This window comes from Ectobacillus sp. OTK (assembly GCF_059698935.1).
The window spans coordinates 2,922,378-2,944,535 of sequence record NZ_AP048547.1 but is presented as its reverse complement, the minus strand read 5'-3'; the positions used below and the strand labels follow the sequence as shown (position 1 = coordinate 2,944,535).

The following is a 22,158-nucleotide window of genomic DNA, read 5'->3' as shown; positions in this document are numbered from 1 at the left end:
TTGAAAAATAGTCTTAATACATAGGAATTTTAGGGTGATAACAATTTGAGGTTTTTGTGCCAGAACCCGTTGCGCTTTAAGCGAAAAAGGGCAGATTTCACAAACGGGTGAAATCTGCCTGAAAATGTAGGAAAAACTATTTGGATTGCATATTGAATTTTAAAAACTTAATTGAGGTATAAATCTATGAAGCAATCTTTGTGATTGCTTTCTCATCCCAAAACGCTGAAACAATTATTTCAAACTGCGGTTTAGGAAAGTTTTTGTCCGTTCAAATTGCGGTTTTATAAACAGCTGTTCAGGAGAACCAGATTCGACAACTTCTCCATTGTCCATGAACATGACCTTGTTTGCGACTTCCTTGGCGAAGCCCATCTCATGAGTTACGACAATCATTGTCATTTGCTCTTGAGCAAGATCTTTCATTACCTGTAATACTTCACCGGTCAATTCTGGATCCAAGGCTGAAGTAGGCTCATCAAACAGCAAAATTTCCGGGTTCATCATCAGCGCCCTTGCAATGGCAACCCTTTGTTTTTGACCACCGGAGAGCTTCGCCGGGTAGGATGTTGCCCGGTCAGAAAGGCCGATTTTTTCTAACAGCTCTTGGCTTCGCTGCTGAATATCAGCCGAAGCTTCCTTTTTTAGCATTTTCGGAGCAAGCTCCAAGTTTTCTTTGACAGTCAGATGAGGAAAGAGGTTAAAATGTTGAAACACCATTCCCATTTTTCCTGTGATTTGTTTAATCTCATGAGGTTTTGCGTATACTCCATCTTTCACCAAATGATTACCGGACACACAAATGCTGCCGCCGTCAATTTCTTCAAGGTGGATTAGGCTGCGAAGCATCGTGCTTTTTCCAGAACCAGAGGGACCGATGACTGCTACCACATCGTTTTTATTTACATTAAAGGTAATTTGTTTTAATACATCAAGCTTGCCATACGACTTTTTTAAATTGGATACCTCAATGATCGCCATATTCATCACTCCTTCTTATTCAAATTTGAACCGGTTCTCAAGCCATTTAAAGAACATCGTTAATACGAGAGTCATGATCAAATAAATAAGACCTGCAACGAAAAATGGCACAATAGTAAAGTCGCGATTGACAGCCGTTTGAGCAAAGTGCAGCAATTCAGGTACAGCAACCGCATAAAGCAGCGCCGTATCCTTGACCAATGTGACAGATTCATTTGCGACGGCTGGCAGAGCAATGCGGAACATTTGAGGCAGGATAATCTTTGTCATCGTCTGCCATTTGTTTAAGCCGAGAACTTGAGCTGCCTCATATTGACCTTTATCAATAGCCAGAAGACCACCGCGAAAGATTTCTGCAAAGTAGGCCGCATAGTTTAAAATAAAGCCGAGGCAGGCAGCGACAAAACGATCCAGTACCAAATATTCGCCAACCACAGGCAGCATCGGCAGCCCGAAACATATAAATAACAGCTGGAGCAAGAGCGGGGTTCCGCGCAGCAGATAAACATAGCCTTCAGCAAACATGGAAAGAGGCTTAAAACGGCTCTTCATAGCAAGTGTTAATAAGAACCCTAGCGGAATTGACACCACAATGGCAATCAAAAATAAGAGGATTGTCATTTGTGCCCCTTCCAAAAGGGGTGCAAGGATTGAAATAACATAATCAAAAGACATAAAGAGATTCCCCCAAAAACAAAACAGGGTTTCCGAAGGAAAACCTGTTTTGTCTTATATTCATTATTACTTTAATACTTTATCTTCACCAAACCATTTTTTCGAAATTTCAGCGGCCGTGCCGTCTTCATTTAGCTCATCAAGTGCTGCTTGAAGCTGTTTCAGCAATTCTTCATTTCCTTTTTTGACACCTACTCCATACTCTTCCGGAGCAAGAGACTCATTCAGCACCTTAAATATGTCTGCTTCTTTCGTCATATAATAATTAATAACAATTTCATCAATAATGACTGCATCCAAACGTCCGCTTTTTAAGTCGTTCAAGGCAGAAACATTGTCGGCAAATTCTGTTACCGTCTTAATTTTAGATTTGATCGGAGCAGCATTCAAGGCATCCGCTGCTGAAGAAAGTGATTGAAGACCTACAATTTTTCCTTCTAAGTCAGCTAGTTTAGTAATATTGGAGTCAGCTAACGTAACAACAACCTGTGCATTCTTTAAATAAGGCTTTGTGAACAGAACTTTCTTTTTACGTTCTTCTGTAATGGTATATCCGTTCCAAATGAGATCAATTCGTCCGCTGCTTAGCTCAGCTTCTTTTGTTTTCCAATCAATCGGTTGGAATTTTACTTCTTTTCCCATCTTTTCCGCAGCTGCTTTCGCATAGTCGATGTCAAAACCAACAATTTCATTATTTTCATCCCGGAATCCCATCGGTGCAAATTTGTCATCGATCCCGATTACCAGCGTATTGTCCGTTTTCTCAGCTGTTTCCGTTGATTTAGAGCACCCGGCGATAACTGTGAATACCGCTGCTATTACTAAGATAATAGTTGCTAAATGTTTCATGTTGTACAATACCACCTTTAATTGAATGTTATTTTGCTTTAGTGCATTAATATATCGGTAAACTATAACAGTTTAACACTATAATACTATAAATTCAATATTAAGTGGATTTTATACGCTTCCTTATATATTATATGCTCTCTTTTAAAGCTCAATTAAAAATGGCAGGAGCATAAAAAAACACTCCTTATTCATTTTTAGAGCAGTGGTTAGCCATTTACATTTTAGGCGCTCTATAAGACTAATACGAAAGAGAACTCTTAGAATTCTCTAAAATGTCGATATATCAATAGATATGGAGCATAGGGGGCTCGAACTCCTGCCCTCCACGCTGCCAGCGTGGTCGGTACTATTTTCTATAGTTAACTAAAGTGTCCAAAAATGGGTTTATATCAGGGTTTCTTAGAGTTTTGTAAGTTTTAAAATGAACTGTAGTTTCCGTTAGTTTTCTATATTGTATGACCAAAATGTTACTAGAGTGTAGCCGATATTTTATTACGAAAAATATCTAATGCATGGGGAATAGTAAGATTTTGAGATGTGATAGTATGCCAAATATAAAAATATAGATCTCTTTGCTTAGCAGCCAGGGAGGGCTTTTTTATAAGAGTAATTGTTGAATGGGTAATACCTATTACCAGAACAGATGTTGACATATTGAATGATCAGCATTGAATTATGGTAGGGCAGATTAGAGGATTTGCAATGGTGCTTGCGCTTTCTTACCCCCAATTCCTTTCCTTTAAGGAATTGGGAGTGTTTTTATTTGTATAGGAAATAATGAAAACTTATGAAATAGCAATGTATAATAAATGCAGCCTAAGCAAAGGGGAGTATAGTTTTGCTGTCATTTATGGGAGAAGAATTGTTTCCCTCTACAGCTGCGGCTGCTTCTTGAGCATAAACTTTAGTCGGAAAATATAGAAATATGGCCGCGGGTGATGGGAATCCGCGGCCTTTTTTTGTGGCAGGGAGAAAGTATATAAAATCGTCTAAAAATTAAAACAATTATTTTCTTTTTTGCCATGTTATGTTAATGTATATGTAAATGAAGTGTAAACTTCGTTAAATTATAAAAATGAAGTGTTTACTTCATACGAGAAAGGGTTACGAGGATGGAACAGCTTCCTTTTCAAACGTTAGTAAAAGAAAAGTTTCCCCAGTTATCAGCGGGACAAAAGAAAGTGGCCGCCTATTTGGTGGAAAACCTTGAGGAAGCGGCCTTTTTCACTGCTTTTCAAATCGGGCGGAAGGCGGAAGTGAGTGAGACGACGGTCATCCGCTTTTCGTATGCATTAGGATTTGAAGGGTTCAGTGAGATGCAGGACAAAATTCAGAAGCAGGTGCTGCTGCAGCATAAAACGGATGTACCCGATGAGGGTTTGCAGTCCCATGATGAAAGTGATCCGTTTACGAAAGTGATTGAAAGTGAGATTTATATTTTACGGCATCTGCTGGATCACACGAATGTGCAGGACATATGGAAAGCAGTCGATGCCCTCATCCAGGCTGACCAAGTGTTGATCGTCGGGCACCGTATCTCCCATGCGGCCGCTTATTGGTTTTCCTATACACTCGGTTCGCTGCGGGAAAATGTCAGCCTTTGCTCGCCAACGGGGGATTTCTATGAGAAGTTTTGCAATCTCACCGACAAGTCGGTTGTCGTTGTTTTTTCTTTCCCGAGATACGCCAATGAAACTTTGAAAGTCGCCGAGTGTACGAAGGAGCAGGGAATTTGTTTAATTTCTGTGACTGACCGCCTCCTTTCTCCGGTAGGCCGGATCTCTGACATCGCTCTGACAACGGAAGAAAATGTCGAAGCTGGAAAAAACTCTATCGCTTCCGTAATCAGTCTATTGGATTTGGTGATCGCCGGCATTCATGAAAGGGATCAAAAACGAATCCAAACCTACCAGCAAAAGCTGGAGAAGCTGTATTCCAGCTATGAAGTGTTTGTCGAATAAAGCGTTACAGCGACAAGTCATAAACAAAGAGGTGTACCGAGCATGAATCCAATTCAATATATCGAAGAGCAGCGAGAATCATTGCTGCAAACATACCACGACCTTCATTCCTTAGCCGAGCCGAGCTGGGAGGAGGAACAAACATCCCGCTATATTGCCGAACGCTTGAAGCAAGCGGGGTTCGTGGTGAAAACGTTTCCGGGTCATTGCGGAATCATCGCTGAAATTCCCGGCCAGACGAATACGGTTATCGCGCTGCGGGCGGATATGGATGCGCTCGTTCAGGAAGTAGATGGAGTCATCAAACCGAATCATTCCTGCGGGCACGACGCCCACAGCACGATGGTGTTATATGCGGCATTGTCCATCGCCGCCAGTGGCATCCAACCTGTACATATGCTCCGGTTCATCTTCCAGCCTGCCGAGGAGAAAGGGGAAGGGGCTCTGCAGATGGTGAAGGAAGGGGCTTTGGAGAATGTCGCCTGCTTGTTTGGCGTCCATGTCCGCCCTCATATAGAAGTTCCTTATGGGAAGGCCGCCCCAGTCATCATTCACGGCTCGGCCGGGACAATCAGGGGAACGATTAAAGGGCTTCAAGCCCATGCCTCCCGTCCACAAGACGGCATCAATGCGATTGAGGCAGCCGCTTTGCTCGTCCAAAAGCTAAAACAAATCCAGCTCGAAACAGATGCGCCATATTCGATTAAAATGACGAAGCTGCGAACGGAAAACGAGGCATCGAATGTTATTCCGGAAACAGCCTCCTTCACAATCGATGTCAGGGCACAGACGAATGAGGTGATGAGCGAATTGCAGCGGCTTGCGGCAGAAAGTATGGCCGAGACAATGAACGAAACTGATGCTGCGATTTCATGGTCGATGAACGAATATGTACCTGCGGCAACGACAAACGAAGGAGCGATTGGCTTAGCTGCGACCGCTATCGCCGATATTCTCGGGGAGGAAAATGTGACGCCGGCCTGTGTGTCACAAGGAGGCGAGGACTTTCACTACTACACATCGACAACTCCAAGCGTTGCAGCGACGATGATCGGGCTTGGGTGCGATCTTGCGCCGGGTCTTCATCATCCGCATATGAGATTCAATTTAGAGGCGCTCGTTTACGGCGCAAAGATTTTAACGCAGACGATGCTGTTGGCTTCAAAAGAATAGATAAAAAACAAAAGGAGAGGTGTTTATATGCAAGATGCTGAGCGTGCAACGGAAGTTTATGCAGAGACGGTTTCCTATGAAAATCACTTGGAGCGAAGGCTGAAAACAAGGCACTTATCGATGATCGCCATCGGCGGGACGATTGGGACAGGATTGTTTCTGGCGAGCGGATCGACGATTGCCACCGCCGGCCCGGGCGGAGCGCTCGCAGCGTATTTCATCGCGGGGCTTATGGTCTTTTTCTTGATGACAAGCTTAGGGGAAATGGCGGCCTTCATTCCGATTACCGGTTCCTTCAGCACATATACTTCAAGGTTTGTGGATCCTGCCTTAGGATTTGCGATCGGCTGGAACTATTGGTACAACAACGCGATTATCGTGGCTCTCGAATTATCGGCCTCCTCGCTCATCATGAAATATTGGCTTTCGGATGTGCCGGGAATCGTTTGGAGCGCCATCTTTTTAGCACTCATTTTTAGCTTGAATATTTTATCGGTAAAAGGCTACGGAGAGTCGGAATTTTGGTTTTCGATTATTAAAGTGGCGACGATCATCATTTTTATCGTCATTGGTTTATTGATGATTTTTGGCATTATGAACGGCCATACGGGCGGATTTGAAAACTTCACAAAAGGAGACGCGCCGTTTCATGGCGGCTTCTTATCGATCATCAGCGTCTTTATGATCGTCGGCTTCTCCTTCCAAGGAACAGAGCTTGTCGGGGTTGCGGCGGGTGAGAGTGAGAACCCTGGGAAGGATATGCCGAGAGCGGTCAAACAGATTTTCTGGAGACTTCTATTGTTCTATGTATTGGCCATTTTTATCATTGGCTGCTTGATCAGCTACAAAGACCCACAACTGTTAAGATCGGATTTAGAAAACATTGCGGTAAGCCCATTCACGCTCGTCTTTAAAAATGCCGGTCTCGCGTTCGCAGCGGCAGTGATGAACGCGGTCATCCTGACGTCTGTTTTATCAGCTGGCAATTCCGCGATGTATGCGGCATCCCGTGTCCTCTGGGTATTGGCGAAAGAAGGAAAGGCGCCAGCTTTCTTGAAAAAGGTCAACAAAAGCGGCATTCCGGTGAACGCTTTGTACATGTCCGCATTTATTGGGATGACAGCGTTCCTTACCTCCTTGTTCGGAGACGGGGTTGTGTACTCCTGGCTGTTGAATGCAGCTGGCCTTGCCGGCTTTATCTCTTGGCTCGGCATTTCTATCACGCATTACCGCTTCCGCAGAGCGTTCATCGCACAAGGAAGGGACTTGAACGAATTGCCGTATGTATCAAAATGGTTCCCGTTCGGCCCGATTTTGGCTACGGTTCTATGTACCGCCGCAATCATTGGACAAAACTATGGTGCCTTTTTCGGTCCGAAGATTGACTGGTACGGTATCTTAGTTTCCTATATTGGCCTGCCGTTGTTCTTGCTGGCGTTTCTCGGTTATAAGATTGTAAAGCGAACGAAGATCGTTCCATTGGAGCAGGCTGATTTCAGCCGGGAATAATGTTTTAGGAGGTAGCTATGGCGAATACAGAAGAAATCCAAATTCGCTCTCTTCACCGGATTGAAGAACTTGAGGAAGTAAAACGACTGGAAAGTAAAGTGTGGGGAGCGGACGACTCAATCCCGACCCACCAAACGATTACCGCAGTAAAAAACGGCGGCTTGGTACTTGGCGCTTACGCTGGAGGAAGGCTCGTCGCCTTTCAATACAGCTTTCCCGGCTTTAACGGGACATCTGTCTATCTCTGTTCACATATTTTGGCCACTGACCCAGAGTTCCGCAATAGGGGAATCGGGGAGAAGCTGAAGCTTGCCCAGCGCGAGGAAGCGCGAAAGCTCGGCTATTCCCTCATCACCTGGACGTACGATCCGCTGGAAAGCATCAATGGCTATTTAAATATCGCCAAGCTGGGCGGCGTTTGTTCCACGTATATTGAGAATTGCTATGGAGAAATGGAAGATCTCTTGAATAAAGGCATCGCCTCCGACCGCTTTCTCGTCGAATGGCATATCGGGGAGGAGAAAACGGAGACTGCCAGAGGGCAGGAAGCGGAGCTGGATGTATTGTTGGAGAAATCATTGCTTCGATGGGAGAGAAACGAGAAGGGCCTGCCTGTCCCTTCTTCTGTTCTTCCGCTGTCTGAGCAGGAAGAGGAGACAGTGTTCGTTGCTGTTCCGAAAGATTACCGGACGATACGGGAGACAAATTTAGAAGCGGCGATACAATGGCGGATGACAACGAGAGAAGTGTTCACAAATCTGTTCCAGCAAGGATGGCAGGTCACAGACTTCAAGAAAAACACCAAGACAGACGTTGTTGTTCAGTTTTATGTGCTTTCCAAAAAGGCGCGATAAATGAACTGAATATAAACAGTTTTGCTTGAAAAGGAGAATGTGCGGTATGAAAATTAAACAAGTCATTTTGCGGTATTTGAAGCTGGATTTGCTGCACCCGTTCACGACCAGCTTCGGAACGGAATATGATAAGGATTTTATTCTTGTTGAAGTAAGAGGAGAGGACGGCGCTTCTGGCTGGGCGGAGTCCGTCGCGATGCTCGATCCTCTCTATAATGAAGAAACGGTAAAAACGAACTGGCATATTCTAGAGGACTACTTAATTCCAATTCTATTAAAAAATGAAATCGAGCACCCCGATGAAATTTCTGAAAAACTCTTCGCCCACATCCGCGGCAACTACATGGCGAAGGCAGCGCTAGAAGGTGCGGTTTGGGACTTGTACGCGAAACAGCAAAATATCTCCCTCGCAAGTGCGTTAGGCGGAACGAAACAGACTATCGATGTCGGTGTCAGCATTGGCATTAAGGATTCGATCGAGGAAACACTGCAAGCAATTGAAGGTCGCTTCCGGGAGGGCTATAAGCGCTTCAAGCTGAAAATCAAGCCGGGCTGGGATGTGGAGTTGATTGATAAAGTACGGAAAGTGTATCCGGACATCCCACTCATGGCTGATGCGAATTCCGCTTACACCTTAGAGGACATCGACCGTTTGACAGAGCTTGATGACTACAACCTCATGATGATCGAACAGCCGCTGGCCTATAATGATATCATCGACCATGCCGATCTGCAGGCAAAGCTGAAAACGCCGCTCTGCCTTGATGAAAGCATTCACTCATTGGAGGATGCGCGAAAAGCGTTGAAGCTCGGAAGCTGTAAAATTATCAATATCAAAATCGGCCGCGTCGGCGGTTTGACACAGTCTAGAAAAATTCATGATCTCTGCCAGGAGCACAGCATTCCGCTCTGGTGCGGGGGCATGCTGGAATCCGGTGTCGGAAGAGCGCATAATATCGCGATTACCTCCTTGCCAAACTTCGTCCTGCCGGGTGATACCGCGGCTTCATCTCTGTACTGGGCAGAAGATATCATCGATCCGGAAGTCACAGTGAAAAACGGAACAATTACGGTGCCGACTGCGCCCGGGATTGGCTATGAGCCGAATTTGGAGAAGATTGAGAAGTATACGATATACAGCCAAACCTATAGCTGATAGTTTTGGGGCACATCAAGGTTTAGGCTGCTGCAGTTATCCATAGAGGGAGCTTATTAGCGAGTCATATCATTTTCGTGAAGCCAGTTGACTTTGTGATGGCAGCAGGTTTGTTGCGGAGCCGGAGAGATTCTCTCGTAGATGAAGGGTAGCTGATTAAGGGAAGACTAGAGCTTATTTGTTTTCTCCTCCCTTGCTCCAATTAATAGTTCAATGTACAGGGAAGAGGGGAAGGTACATTGTAGAATGACACCATTCTCCTCCCATCAAAATCCGCATTTAAAGCGGATTTTTTTATTTAAGAGAGCATAATTCCGTCACAAGAAATGACACAATTATACTCTTATAAATGTAGCCTAAGCAAAATGTCACTTATGGGAGGAGAATTGTGTCACTCTACAGAGGGGGGAGAAAGATATAAACAAGGAAATTTTTGACCTTTCAATTTGGCATTAAATTCTAATTTAATGCATGATAGTTTACATAATAATTTTATGGTTAATAATTATGAGATAAGGCTTGCCTAACAAACTCTTCATAGTTATCCAGATGATTTTCAATGATCTTTTGTACAATTTCTAAATTTACCGCTTGGTAATCATGAACGACAATATTACGAAACCTCACCACCGCTTTCAATTTAAAAGGGAGGGGGAGCAGTAATCACATTGTTATTAGCTAGCAGCTCAAATGCATCCCGGCTAGCCTGGGGAATTCCAAACTTTTTTCGGCTACGCTATGCATTGCAATATCAATGCTCGCTTCACAAGCACGCTGTATATTAAGGATGATAGAGTCTTGTTTCGTATACCACCCATGTATGTCACTACAGAATGCCTTCTGAGTTATAAATAATGATTACAACGCATAAAACAAAAATGATTGTTTGAGGAAAAAGGGTACTGTAGAAATTCTTCTTTTTTCTTTGGGGTTAATCTTGTAAATAGTATTTTAACAATCCTCGGCTACTTCACAACAAGGGAAAGGGAGGTAATTCAAAAGGACTTATTTTGTAAGAGTTGTCTCTGTGTCTTAGGAAAATATAATTAATTTTTACTAATACTTTGATGGAGACTGTACATTTCCTAATTATATCCTATAAAATTTCCTATTTTATCCCATGATATCCTATATATGGAATGTTATAATACACAGGAGAAGGATTTCATTAGCAAAGGGAAATAAGGCAGTGTTAAGAAAGGGGGAATGATGTTTGAATAAGTATCAAAAAGATATAGCGGTTGTAGGACTTGGTTGTGTTTTGCCCGATGCGTTTACGCCGCAGCAATTTTGGGAGAATAATAGGAAGGGGCATACAGCATTACGGCTCCTGAGCGTTCACCATAGGTGGAATTGGGAAGCTTTTCACGATTCAGATCCTAATACGTTAGATAAAACGTATACAATCACAGCTGGGGCGATTCAGAATTATGAGTTTAATTGGAGAAAGTTTCGTATTCCACCGTCTGAGGTAAAGGCAAGCAGTCCGATGCAATTTATGATTTTAGATGCAGGTGCGCAGGCACTAGAGAGTGTTCGACTGCTGCCGACAGACCGGACCGGAATTTACATCGGGTCCATTGGTTCAGGTTGGCAAAAAGATACTGGTCTGCAGATTCATAGAGATGTGATGCTTGAGGCTCTTAAGATAAGCAAAAGTTTTTTATACTTACCTAATGACATTCAGGAAAAAATTATACATTCTATAAAACATGATATGGGCAAAACCTTAAGCTCGGCGGCGGTTGAAAATTTAATTGTTCACTCACTTGCAAGCGTTGCGTGCGGCCGAATTGCACAGTTTTTCGATATAAAAGGTCCTCACGTTTCTGTTGATGCTGGGTATGCCTCCTCGCTGGCAGCACTGGAGATGGGAATTCACTCGTTGCAGGATGGAAGTGTAGACCTTTCACTTGTCGGAGGGGCGAGTGAAATTTTGACTCCGCTGAATATGGTTGCTTTTTCTAAGCTAGGCGGCCTGTCGAAGTCTAACATTCGACCGTTTGATGCGGAGGCGGATGGGACGCTTCTTGGAGAAGGAACCGCCATGTTTGCCTTAAAACGGCTGGAGGACGCAACGAGGGATGGGGAGCATATTTACGCCATCATTAAAGGAATCGGCAGTTCCTCTGATGGCAGCGGAAAGTCTTTGCTTGCGCCGGACCACCGGGGCCAGGCTCTTGCGATGAAACGAGCTTATGAAGACGCTAATGTCGACCCGAGAACAATTAGCTACATTGAATGCCATGCTACGGGCACACAATTAGGAGATGTGAGTGAAGTAAAAGCCCTCTCCAGCTTTCATGAGGACGCTTCGTATCGTATTGCCCTTGGTTCAGTGAAAGCGAACATTGGCCACTTGGGTGCGGCCGCAGGAGCAGCAGGGCTGCTGCGAACGATACTGACGCTATACCATGGCCTCATTCCTCCTCAAGCCGGATTTCATACGTCAAACCCGCAAATGCAGCTATCATCAACCCCATTTAGCGTCCCCTCACACCCGGTTGCATTGCAGCCGCAAAAAGGAACGCTTTTACCACGGGCAGGCGTCAGTTCTTTTGCGTTTGGAGGCATCAACTATCATGCTGTGTTGGAGGCATACTCTCCTGAGTATACAGCATCCAACACAGGGGTATATTCTGATTTTGAGGAGGAGTCAATCGCTATTATCGGAATGTCAGGGATATTGCCGGATGCCGCCGATCCAGAAGCATTTTGGTCAAACTTGCTGGAAGGAAAAGATTCGGTCACAGAAATCCCGCATGAACGATTTGATAGTGACTTATTTTATGACAGCTCCCGGGCAGCTCCTGAAAAATCCTACACGAAGCTAGGAGGATTTCTTTCCCGTACAGAGCAAGATCCTTTAAAGTGGAAAATCCCGCCATCCTCCGTCCCATATATCGATGAGGCTCATTACCTTGCTTTAGTTTGCGCTGAGCAAGCCCTTCAGAATGCCGGTTATGATCCGAACATATGGGATGGAGAACAAGTGTCCGTTATATTAGGATTTTTACCTTATCAAAATAAAAAGCTTCTTGCAGATGTCCGTGTGAACTATCAAGAAATCCATGCTATTTTTGCGAGAGTTCTAGAAGAACAAGAATACGCCATTTCTCCTGCTCTGCAGCGGTGTATTTTGGATGAAGCGGAACAATGTTTTACAGCCCAGCTTCCAAGGGTTACGGAAGACACGTTGGCAGGCTATTTAGGAAGCCTTGCAGCAGGCCGCGTTGCGAAGCATTTCAATTTTAAGGGAGCGCAACTGGCGATCGATGGCGCCTGCTGTTCGACTCATCTTGCCTTTTTAGCCGGCGTACAATCTCTCCGTCATAAAAAAAGCGACGTTGTGTTGGTCGGAGGCATCAATGCTGATATGACCCCGGAGTTTTATGTGGGGGGATGTGGAATCCAAGCGTTATCAGCTGATGGGATTCGGCCGTTTGATGCACGGGCGGATGGTTTTGTTCCTGGAGAAGGAGCGGGCTTCTTTGTTTTGCGCCGATTATCGGATGCGCAGCGCGACGGTCAGAACATACTTGCTCTTATTCGCTCTGTTGCGGCTACATCTGACGGAAAAAGCGGTTCTATTCTCTCGCCATCGCTCGAAGGCGAATCAAGTGCAATGCTGCAGGCGCTTTGGCAGGCTGAAGTATCTCCAGAGCAAGTTGATTACGTCGAGTGTCACGGCACCGGAACGGTAATGGGGGATTCGACCGAGATAGAGGCGCTTCTGAAAGCGTACGGTACGGATAGAACGAAGCCATTGCGCATCGGATCCGTAAAATCAAATATGGGCCATCTATTGGCTGCTGCTGCTGTTCCAGCGGTAATGAAAACTGTGTTTGCTTTGCGGGAGGGAGTCATCCCGCCATCTATTAATATAGAAGTTGTAAATCCGAAACTTAACAGTACCAGAGAAATTATCCAAGTTGTGACGTCTTGTGAACGGTGGGAGATGGAATATAATGAGCCGCGGCGGGCTGGAGTAAGCGGCTTTGGTTTAGGCGGAGCTAACAGTCATATGATTCTCGAAGAATATAAACCAACCGAGCAGCAATCTTATTCCCTCTCTTCTTATGAAGCCTCAAAGTGCAGCGATATTCTGCCAATTGCAGTGACACAGGGGGTGAGCCTATTAGATTGTGCCCTAAGCTTGCTCCAGGCTGCGCAAAATATGGAGAAATGGTCTGGTGAGCAGTACCTTTCAATGATACGCGAGATGCAGCAAGCCATTCCTCCGATGCACCCTGGTTTGTACCGGACAGCAATTGTCGCCAATGATTCGCAGGAGCTATTGCGAAAGGCAAGATTGCTTGTAACAGCTGTTTCTAAAGGAATAGATCTTAACTTTTTACGGCAGCAAGGAGTATTCACAGCTAAAATCGATCCAAAATTGCAAGTTGCGGTTGTGTTTCCTGGTCAAGGAGTCCAATACCCGAACATGCTGAGAGAAGCGCTGGGGCACTTCCCTTTAGCGGCGGAATTTATGGAGCGTATGGATGAAGAATATAAGGTGCTATGCGGGAGATCCTTAAGCAGTACCTTTTTTACGGATTACCCGGAGGATTTTCAGCAAACGGATGAGGATATTCATTGTGCTGTTTTCGCTGTAAATTGTGCTATGTTTGCATTATTGCGGGCGTACGGATTGGAATTTGACGCGGCAATCGGGCAGAGTGCAGGGGAATTGGCCGCATTTGTCGCTACCGAGGCCCTGTCGATGCGGGATGCTTTGAAGGCGGTAAGAGAAAGAACAATGTCTGTTCTCTCCCTTTCAACGCAAGATGCCGGAAAAATGCTGGCAGTTTACTGTGATGCTGGAGAAGCGAGAGGGTATTTCAAGGAAGTGGGCGGCTATTGTGATATTTCCGCCGATAATAGCCCGCGGATGTGTATCGTGTCAGGAGAAACTGCAGCAATTCAGGAATTGTGCGGTATATATGGAAAGGCAGGCATCCAGACGGAGCTGCTTCCTGTCTCGCACGGCTATCATTCTTTGCTCATTTCAAATGCACGAAAGCCATATCGGCGGACGTTAAATACATGTACGTTTTATAAACCAACGTATGATATCATTTCAACGATTACAGGAAGCAATCTCCGCCATGTACATGTTGATGATTATCCGGCATTGCTAGAAAGCCAATTTGTTGAGCCTGTCCGCCTCCAGCAGGCAATTGAAAATGCCTATGAAGCTGGTATTCGATTGTTTATAGAATGTGGTCCTAAGTGGGCAATTAGTTCGTTTATTTCAGAAATATTGGAGGGTAAGGATTTTTATGTGCAAGCTTCCTTGCATCCTAAGATCGGGGAAGTCGAACAAATTCACCGAACGCTAGCTTGTATGTTTGTACATGGAAAAGGCCGGTTAATTCCTATATATCTTAATGAAGAAAAGGTGGGCAAGGGCATGGAATATAAAAACCAAACGAATGAAGAGACAATTGCAGCAGCCCGTTTGCTGCAAGGAGTGTCCCAAATTGTTTCGGGAAAAGGGGAAGATGATGCAACTCTTCTATTCTTAAAATCGTTGCGGGATATGATTGATGCATTTGTACAATTGAAATCCAGCAGTAAAGAAGGAAAGGTACCAATACCGGAACGTCTAAAGGTTACAGAAGAGCCGACAGTGTTGCGAGATGCAGCGCAGCAGCCGCCATCGGAAGAACCGGAGGTATGGAAGGTGCTGGAGCAGCCTTCAAGACGAAGAGAGAAGGCAAATGCAGCAAGGGAAACCTTTGTAAACGAACTGCCGCAACAAGGTAAGAACAGCTTGCAAGAAGAGGTAATACAATACTTGCTTTCCTTAATGGCACAGCGTACAGGATACCCAAGGGATATGCTCGAGCTTGACTTGGATATGGAGGCTGATCTTGGAATTGACACCGTGAAACAAGTGGCTGTCTTTGCTGAAGCACATCGGCACTTTGGCGTGGAGCAAGAACTAGGATTTAAAGTTCGCAATTACCCTACATTGCAAAAGATGGCTGACTATCTCATCTCCAGACTTGACGGAGCCAAGCAGCAAGCACCTGAAAGCAGCGTTGCGGAATCTATATCATTTACGGCGGGGGATGTACGTCAGGTTATTGTGGATTGTATTGTAGAACGCACAGGATACCCGGCAGACATGGTTGAACTCGATATGGATTTAGAGGCTGACCTTGGCATTGACACGGTTAAGCAAGTCGCCATCATGACCGATATCCGTCAGCACTTTGGATTGGAGCAGGAACCAGGCTTTCGTGTCCGAGATTACCATACCCTTCGAAAAATCATGACTTATTTTCAAACTAGATTAGGAGAAGTGAAGAACTCGTCTTTTTTCGGATAATGCCCCCTGATTCCGTACTTGAATCAAAGGATTGGATCGTAACATACAATCCAAAGACTGGTATGTTACGATCCGATGTTACAGAAACGATTCGTGCTATGGAGCGATACGCAACCCGAATGCGGCATGCTGGGGTAAAGGAAGAGAGCGGGGCGTTTTTAGGAGAAGGCATAGCTATCGAGTGGTTGCAGCGTGATAGCAATTGGAGCATGATTGCGAAAGTGAACGTGAAAGACATGTATAAAACTCTCGCTGAACGATTTCAGTCATTGACCGAGCTCGCATGCTGTGTTGCCGTTTACGCTTGGCAGTATCAGTATGGACAGAAGGTCAGAATAAGCGGTATAGGAGATATGATATGCTGCAGTGATGATATACATCAGGAAGAAAGCTACTTAATTGTGGAGCTGCTGTCAATACGGTATACAGAGTACCGGGCTGATCTTACCCTTGTTGATCGGAACGGACGTACACTGGTTTATTGGAAGGAAGTGTCTGGAAGCAGATTGGGGAGAATGGATGACACAGTAATCCAGACGGATAAGCAGTTGGCAATTTGTGAAACAAATAGGAAGGAAGAAAGAGAATGAGCGTGAAAACACGAATTGCAATTGTCGGTATGTCATGTAGGGTACCTGGTGCACATACATTACAGGAATTCTGGAAGCTAATATCAGAAGGCAAACGAGTAATGGAAAGTATCCCGCAGGAGTGTTTTGATGCAAAGATGTATGAAGACTGTTGGGGGCTGGGAGGAAAAGGGGAGATTGTTGGGAATTTCGTTGAAATACCCGAGATTCATTACCGGGATTTCCTGATTCCACCAGAACAAATTCGTCATATGCATCCAATGGAGAAGGTGGGGCTTTTCATTATGAATGAAGCGCTGCGCGATGGAGGAATCGAACGGGGAACGAAGCTTGCTGCAAAGGGGAGGGTTTACATTGCATCAAATACATTTGGTCCTTCATTGGAAACGGATCATGGTCCGCGTATTCGACAAGGAGAGTTCACTCGCATATTGGAGTTGGCGCTGCAGGACGTATCTTCTGATTTGGTAAGCATACGCGATGAAGTGTTGAAGCTGCATAAGCAAACAGTTCCCCCCATCCTTCCTGATACAATGACAACATCTGCTAGTATCGTCGCTGGGAGAATTGCAAACTTGTACGATATGCATGGCGGTCATGCCGCAATTGATGGCGGAGCGTGCAGTTCTTTGGCTGCAGTGGAGGAAGCTGTTCTTGCACTTCGTGCAAACGCGTGCGAGTTTGCTGTAGTTGCTGGAATTTCCCCCCTTATTACAGCGTCCAATATTGTAGAGTATATGGGGGATTCTTCTTTTTCTGCTATACCGTCTTTATGTGAAGGAGGAGCAGCAATTGTCCTTATGCGTGAGGATGATATTGGAGAAAGGAGAGTATACGGGTATATAGAGGGGATTGCATCTTCCGTCATACACAATCGTACGAACAAACAACACATTGCGCTTGCCGCAGCAAAGGCCGCCCAGCAAGCATTGCAACGAGCAGAAATTGCCCCTAGCAGTGTAACAAGAATAGAAAGTCGAAATGGCGGTCTTGGCCTTTGGGAGAAGGCAGAGTTAAAAGGGCTCTCTTCAGTATACGCAGTTCAACAACAGGGTGGGAATGTGCCGGTTACATCCTGCATTCCTCATATTGGATTTTTGCAGGCTGCATCTGGGATGATGGCTATGGTAAGGGGAGCCTTGGATTTATTCTACAATCAAGGTGCTCCAAGTTTCAGTGCGGTAAGCGATACGGGAATTGCTCCAGCTGCTTATCATGCGCTTTTAAGCTCTCCTGCTGCCACGGTAAAACGTCAAAGTGTGGATTCTGGTGTGTCGATGGAGCCAATTGCTATTGTTGGTATGGGAGCTATTGTTCCTGGTGCGAGGAATATTGAGACGTTTTGGAAGCATACGAAGCTTGGATATCGAAGTATTGGTGATTTGCCGGAGAGAAAATGGAGCTTTGACAAAATCATTGCCAATAATGAAGAATTGAGCGCTTATGCTCCATCACGTCTGGCGGGAGTTGTACAAATACCAGAGTTTAAAGCAGAGAGCTGGGGAATTTCTGTAGAGGAGCTAAACAGTCTGGATGGGGGAGTTACCCTTTCGCTGCTAGCTGGTATGGAGGCAGCCGAGCAAGCAGGGCTAACAAATACAAAAGCGGACAAAAGCAGAACTGACATTGTATTTGGGCAATTACCGATTCGGGAGTCGGAGAATATTAAAAATAAGCTAATGTTTTTTACAGATTATATGAAACTTGTTCGTACCGTTTTTCAAAAACAAGGTGTATCCGGCACTGTAAGTTCGGAGGTGCTTAAGAGCATGATCTCTCATTACAAGGGAGAGAATGTGCAAACGTATGATTTTCATATAGCAAGCACGGGTATAACAAATGCTCACTATGTGGCAAAGGTTCTCGGTACAGGCGGGAGTGTTCTATCCGTCGATGCTACTTGTGCTTCATCTCTTGCTGCGGTGGAAGCCGCCATTCATCGCCTGCGGGCAAACCTTGCTGATGCTGTTATTGCTGGAGGAGTCGCGCATCATCTGATTCCCGAATATAACTTAACACTGCATGTCATAGGTGCCCTATCTACCAAAGGTATACCGCCATTTCATCAAGATTCTGATGGATTTGTGCCGGCGGAAGGAGCAGGAGCAGTCGTGCTAAAAAGGCTGTCCGATGCCATTCGCGATAACAACCAAATTTATGCTGTCATTGGTGGAATCGGTGCTTCCAGTGATGGCAGAGGGACCTCAGTGCTCGCGCCGAGCAGCCAGGGACAAAAACGCTCTATTGAGAGAGCGCTGCAGGAAGCACATCTTAAAGCGGAGGATCTTTCGCATATAGAAGCGCACGGTACGGGAACCCGCTTAGGTGATGAAACTGAAATGAACACATATCGAATGGTATTCGGGGACTATCATAAGTACAAACCATACTCCATAGGTACCATCAAATCACAAATCGGACACCTCAGTTCCGCGGCTGGCATAATTGGTCTCATTAAAACGGCGCTAGCCTTACATGAAAAGGTTATTCCTCCTAGTTATACGGACGATCGTTCTCCTGTATTGCTGTCTAATCTAGCTACGGAGGCAAGGATATGGGGAAGCAGGGAGGGCTGGAATCGGCGCGCAGGGGTGAGTGCGTTTGGGCTCGGGGGCATTAACTATTTTCTGATTTTGGAAGAGTGGAAGGGCGGTAAGGAAGCCATGCCGGCTCTATTCTCGCAGCCTATCCACCGACCACTCTATCCTCTGAAGTCTGACCGTTTTACTGTGGAACTCGTACCAGTAGCACTTCCCAAAAGAGCAGCATTATTTCCGCTTCATGGAAAGCGAATCCTTCTTATACAGGATACAGCCGATAAATGGCGCGCATGTCAAACAGCTCTCGAGCAACGAGGTGCAATTGTTCTTTCCATCCTTCCATCCGAAATGACAACGGAGGATGTTCTTCATGCAAAGCTTACCTTATGGGAGAGGCGGCATGGAGAGTTAACCGGTATTCTCGATCTCCGCGCGCTACAAGAGAGACCGGAATTACTTAAGATGCCGGCTGATAGATTATCCGAAGAGATAGGTAAAATAAGTGATTTCACGTTTATGCTGCTGCGATATTTTTACGACCGCTTCGAACAGGCAAAGCCATTTACCTCCTGCTATATTGCTGCTACATGTTTAGGAGGAAACCTTGGTCTAACAGATTGTGACTATGGTAATATATTAGGTTCTTTTTTGCAGGGATTGCTGAAGTCTGTCAAACAGGAGCTGCCATCTGTTATGACAAAAACAATTGATTTTCCTGCACACGAATCGATAGAGGTTATTATTTCTAGCATGATACGGGAGATAGAAGATGGAAATGATCGGATGGAAGTGGCATATGCAGATAGGCGCTACGTTGTTCACCATAAACAAAGCAATTTTTCTCATCAAACGCCGTTGGCGCGTTTTGTCCGTGAAGGAGATGTATATTTGTTTTCTGGCGGCGGACGCGGTATTGTATTTGAATGTGCTGTCGCACTTGCCCTATTAGGAGCGACAGTCATCGTCTGCGGTCGGACAAAGATAGAGGATGAATTTGCTCCGTGGTTGGAGATGGATGATGAAGAATTTGCTGCTTACGAACGAGAGGAGCTTATAAAACAGCATCGGGTAGGAGCCTCATTTACTCCTGCCAGTTTTAAAAAGGCGTTTATCCGCTTAGTGAAGGAACGAGAACTCTATCAAAATATGAAAAAAGCGAAGCAGCTAGGCATTGTGTATGAAGTATGTGATATAAACAATGCTGATCAGGTTCACAATATGGTTCAGGGCATCCTCAAGCGATATGGACGACTGGACGGGGTTATTCACGGAGCAATGGTCGAATGGTCAACCATTATTCCGAAAAAGACAAAGGAAATCATTCAGCGTACCATTGAAACAAAAGTCATCGGAATGTGTCATCTATTGGAAGCGACAAAGGACATCCCGTTGCAATCTTTTATTTGCTTTGGTTCTGGGGCTGGAAGGTTTGGAAACAAAGGCCAAGCTGATTATAGTGCGGCGAACTCCTTGATGTCAGCCTTGCTTGTTGCGAAATGCCGGAAACGGATAGGGTTACACTATGCTACACTTAACTGGACAGCGTGGCAATCTGTCGGCGCAGCTGTTTCTGATCCATCTGTGACGGAAGTATTGAAAAGGAATGGTGTCCCGTTTACATCTACAGAAGAAGGTGTTTACTGGTTTATAAGCGAATTAATGCTGGGACGGGATAAGGAAATTTTAAATGTTGGAGAGGAGTTTTTAAGAAGATGGCCCTTTGACGGTGCTGAGGCAGATGGGAAGGGGGAACGTTTGTTATCGTTTCAAGATCGGCATATTCCCATTAATCCTGGAGATTGGCCGTTTATTGACATGCTTAAGGAAAACACGCTGCAAACAACAGTTGTTGAGCGAAAGATTACGAGAGAGAAAGATTTGTATTTGGAGCAGCACTGTCTGGATGGAACCCCTATTTTTCCGATGGTTTGCCACTTAGAAATGCTTGCTGAGGCCGCTGCTGTTACCTCACCCGGGTGGACTCTTCGTTCTGTTCAACAATTTAAAGTCTTTCATGCTGTAAAATTGTTTTCTGATCAGCCTGTAAGCGTACGGGCGGAAGCTTCTCTTGTAGAAGAGAAAAATGGACAGCGAATCATAGCGGTGAAGGGGTTAACAGATTTATTCGTAAAAGGACGAATTTTGCAAAAGGATCGTGTAACAGCTTCTGCCCTGTTTACTTTTACAAAACAGAGAACGGATGTAACAAAGAGGTGCATTCCTTCTGTTAATGGTACTGCTTACGCAAGTGTATACGATAACTTACATTATGACGCTCTGCAAATCGGTCCTCTGTTTTGCCGGGCTGGACAATATATGGTGAACGAGAGAGAGGGGACCGCAGAAGCGGCACCTCCCATTCAACGGAAGCTGTTTTCTTTTACAAGTGCACCGACTTTTCAGGCTGATCCGTTTTTAGTCGATATTGCTATGCAAATTGCCGTAAATGTTGATTCCTTTCACTCCTCGGAGGTTAGCCTGCCGATTTCTATTGGTACGGTTTTGTTCGGCAGAAGAAGAGGAGATGACGAGCGAGTCAAGGTATACAGCCGAATATACGAGAGAAACGATACAGACATTACCTCGGATATATATGTGGTTGGTGAAAATGGAGATACGCTTATGGAAATTGAAAAGTTCCTTGCAAGGAGGATTACACGATGACAGAAGATTTTTCACTTACTTTCTGTCCAGTAATGCCGTTGCTTCAAGATTTGTCGGTTATAACAGTGAGTGAGAGAAAATTATTAAGTAAAAAAGCAACATCCAAACGTATCGGAGATTTTATTGCGGGAAGATTGGCAGCTAAAAAGGCAATCCGCACGTATCTATCTCTTCCAGATTATCTTCCACTTTCCATTTTGCGGACGGAGCATGGAGAAGAAGCTGGAAAGCCGTATGCTGTGACTGATTCAGGAACAATATTGCCAGAGATTCACCTTTCGATTACACACGCCGATAAAAAAGCATATGCAGCAGCCTCGCATACCCGAATAGGAATTGATAACGTAACCATAGAGAAATACAGTCCCGCTTTCGTTGAAGATGTGTTTCAATCGGAAGAAGTGCAAGCATGGGCAGATTGGTTCGGGGTTGACTCGAATCATCCGCTTGCAATATGCACTGGTTTTGCTGCAAAGGAGGCTTTTCTAAAATGGATGGGCATCGGTTTACGCTGTACCTTACCGATGGTGAAAATTGCTCCCCTTTCCCAAAAAGTCTCCCAACGATTATTTTTCCAGAAGCAGTTTCGTGCCGCTTGCTGTATTCATCATGAAACAGGAGATATACAAGAATCAACGGTACTTGATGGATATTTCTCCGTGAAGGATGAGCAGGTTATTATACTGTTGACGGGAGATAGATAAGGTTTGGTGCAAATAGTGATGGAAGGAACAGAGATATAGTTAAGTCGAGAATAAATGAAACTACGACTATGGGGAGAAGTAGGTATATACATCACTTCTTCCCTATATCTTCTATATGATTGATTGACATTTAGTTCTTGTAAACTGTTAAAATATTATCCT

12 protein-coding genes and 1 pseudogene are annotated in these 22,158 nt (G+C 44.9%); 9 read left to right on the top strand and 4 right to left on the bottom strand.

Features of this window, described 5'->3' with window-relative positions; translation table 11 throughout:
- Nucleotides 1-234: 234 nt before the first annotated feature.
- From AC6HZ4_RS14770 to AC6HZ4_RS14760, 3 genes are all read right to left on the bottom strand, one after another.
- Nucleotides 235-981 (bottom strand): amino acid ABC transporter ATP-binding protein, encoded by a 747-nt coding sequence (locus AC6HZ4_RS14770; RefSeq protein ID WP_497490338.1) that lies wholly within the window; start codon nt 979-981, stop codon nt 235-237.
- A 15-nt stretch (nt 982-996) separates the two neighbouring features.
- Complete coding sequence (locus AC6HZ4_RS14765) at nt 997-1,656, bottom strand: amino acid ABC transporter permease (protein WP_497490336.1); 660 nt, start codon at nt 1,654-1,656, stop codon at nt 997-999.
- Between the two features lie 66 nt (nt 1,657-1,722).
- A complete protein-coding gene (locus AC6HZ4_RS14760) occupies nt 1,723-2,505 on the bottom strand; it encodes an amino acid ABC transporter substrate-binding protein (RefSeq protein ID WP_497490334.1) in 783 nt (260 codons plus the stop codon).
- Between the two features lie 1,115 nt (nt 2,506-3,620).
- On the opposite strand from AC6HZ4_RS14760, the gene AC6HZ4_RS14755 reads away from it, so the two are divergent.
- The 5 genes from AC6HZ4_RS14755 to menC are packed head-to-tail and all read left to right on the top strand — an operon-like array spanning nt 3,621 to nt 9,161.
- The gene (locus tag AC6HZ4_RS14755) at nt 3,621-4,469 is read left to right on the top strand and encodes a MurR/RpiR family transcriptional regulator (protein WP_497490333.1); all 849 of its coding nucleotides are present in this window, start codon (nt 3,621-3,623) and stop codon (nt 4,467-4,469) included.
- Nucleotides 4,470-4,511: 42 nt separating this feature from the next.
- Complete coding sequence (locus tag AC6HZ4_RS14750) at nt 4,512-5,642, top strand: amidohydrolase (protein WP_497490332.1); 1,131 nt, start codon at nt 4,512-4,514, stop codon at nt 5,640-5,642.
- Nucleotides 5,643-5,669: 27 nt separating this feature from the next.
- Nucleotides 5,670-7,151 carry an amino acid permease gene (locus AC6HZ4_RS14745; protein WP_497490331.1) on the top strand — a complete coding sequence of 494 codons (1,482 nt, stop codon included), beginning with the start codon at nt 5,670-5,672 and terminating at the stop codon, nt 7,149-7,151.
- A gap of 17 nt (nt 7,152-7,168) precedes the next feature.
- A complete protein-coding gene (locus AC6HZ4_RS14740; protein WP_497490330.1) occupies nt 7,169-8,005 on the top strand; it encodes a GNAT family N-acetyltransferase in 837 nt (278 codons plus the stop codon).
- Between the two features lie 46 nt (nt 8,006-8,051).
- Nucleotides 8,052-9,161, top strand: coding sequence for an o-succinylbenzoate synthase (gene menC, locus AC6HZ4_RS14735; RefSeq protein ID WP_497495722.1), 1,110 nt, complete (start codon nt 8,052-8,054; stop codon nt 9,159-9,161).
- 498 nt (nt 9,162-9,659) lie between these two features.
- On the opposite strand, the pseudogene hepT reads toward menC, so the two are convergent.
- Nucleotides 9,660-10,010: pseudogene (gene hepT, locus AC6HZ4_RS14730) on the bottom strand (type VII toxin-antitoxin system HepT family RNase toxin).
- A gap of 364 nt (nt 10,011-10,374) precedes the next feature.
- On the opposite strand from hepT, the gene AC6HZ4_RS14725 reads away from it, so the two are divergent.
- From AC6HZ4_RS14725 to AC6HZ4_RS14710, 4 genes are all read left to right on the top strand, one after another.
- Nucleotides 10,375-15,498, top strand: a complete 5,124-nt coding sequence (locus tag AC6HZ4_RS14725) for a beta-ketoacyl synthase N-terminal-like domain-containing protein (protein WP_497490329.1) — start codon at nt 10,375-10,377, stop codon at nt 15,496-15,498.
- Nucleotides 15,499-15,560: 62 nt separating this feature from the next.
- Entirely contained in the window at nt 15,561-16,088 is a 528-nt protein-coding gene (locus AC6HZ4_RS14720) for a hypothetical protein (RefSeq protein WP_497490327.1), read from the top strand.
- Nucleotides 16,085-21,292, top strand: coding sequence for an SDR family NAD(P)-dependent oxidoreductase (locus AC6HZ4_RS14715; protein ID WP_497490326.1), 5,208 nt, complete (start codon nt 16,085-16,087; stop codon nt 21,290-21,292). The genes AC6HZ4_RS14720 and AC6HZ4_RS14715 overlap by 4 nt, the downstream gene beginning before the upstream one ends.
- Nucleotides 21,289-21,996 carry a 4'-phosphopantetheinyl transferase superfamily protein gene (locus AC6HZ4_RS14710; protein ID WP_497490325.1) on the top strand — a complete coding sequence of 236 codons (708 nt, stop codon included), beginning with the start codon at nt 21,289-21,291 and terminating at the stop codon, nt 21,994-21,996. Before AC6HZ4_RS14715 ends, AC6HZ4_RS14710 begins: the two co-directional genes overlap by 4 nt.
- Nucleotides 21,997-22,158: the final 162 nt, after the last annotated feature.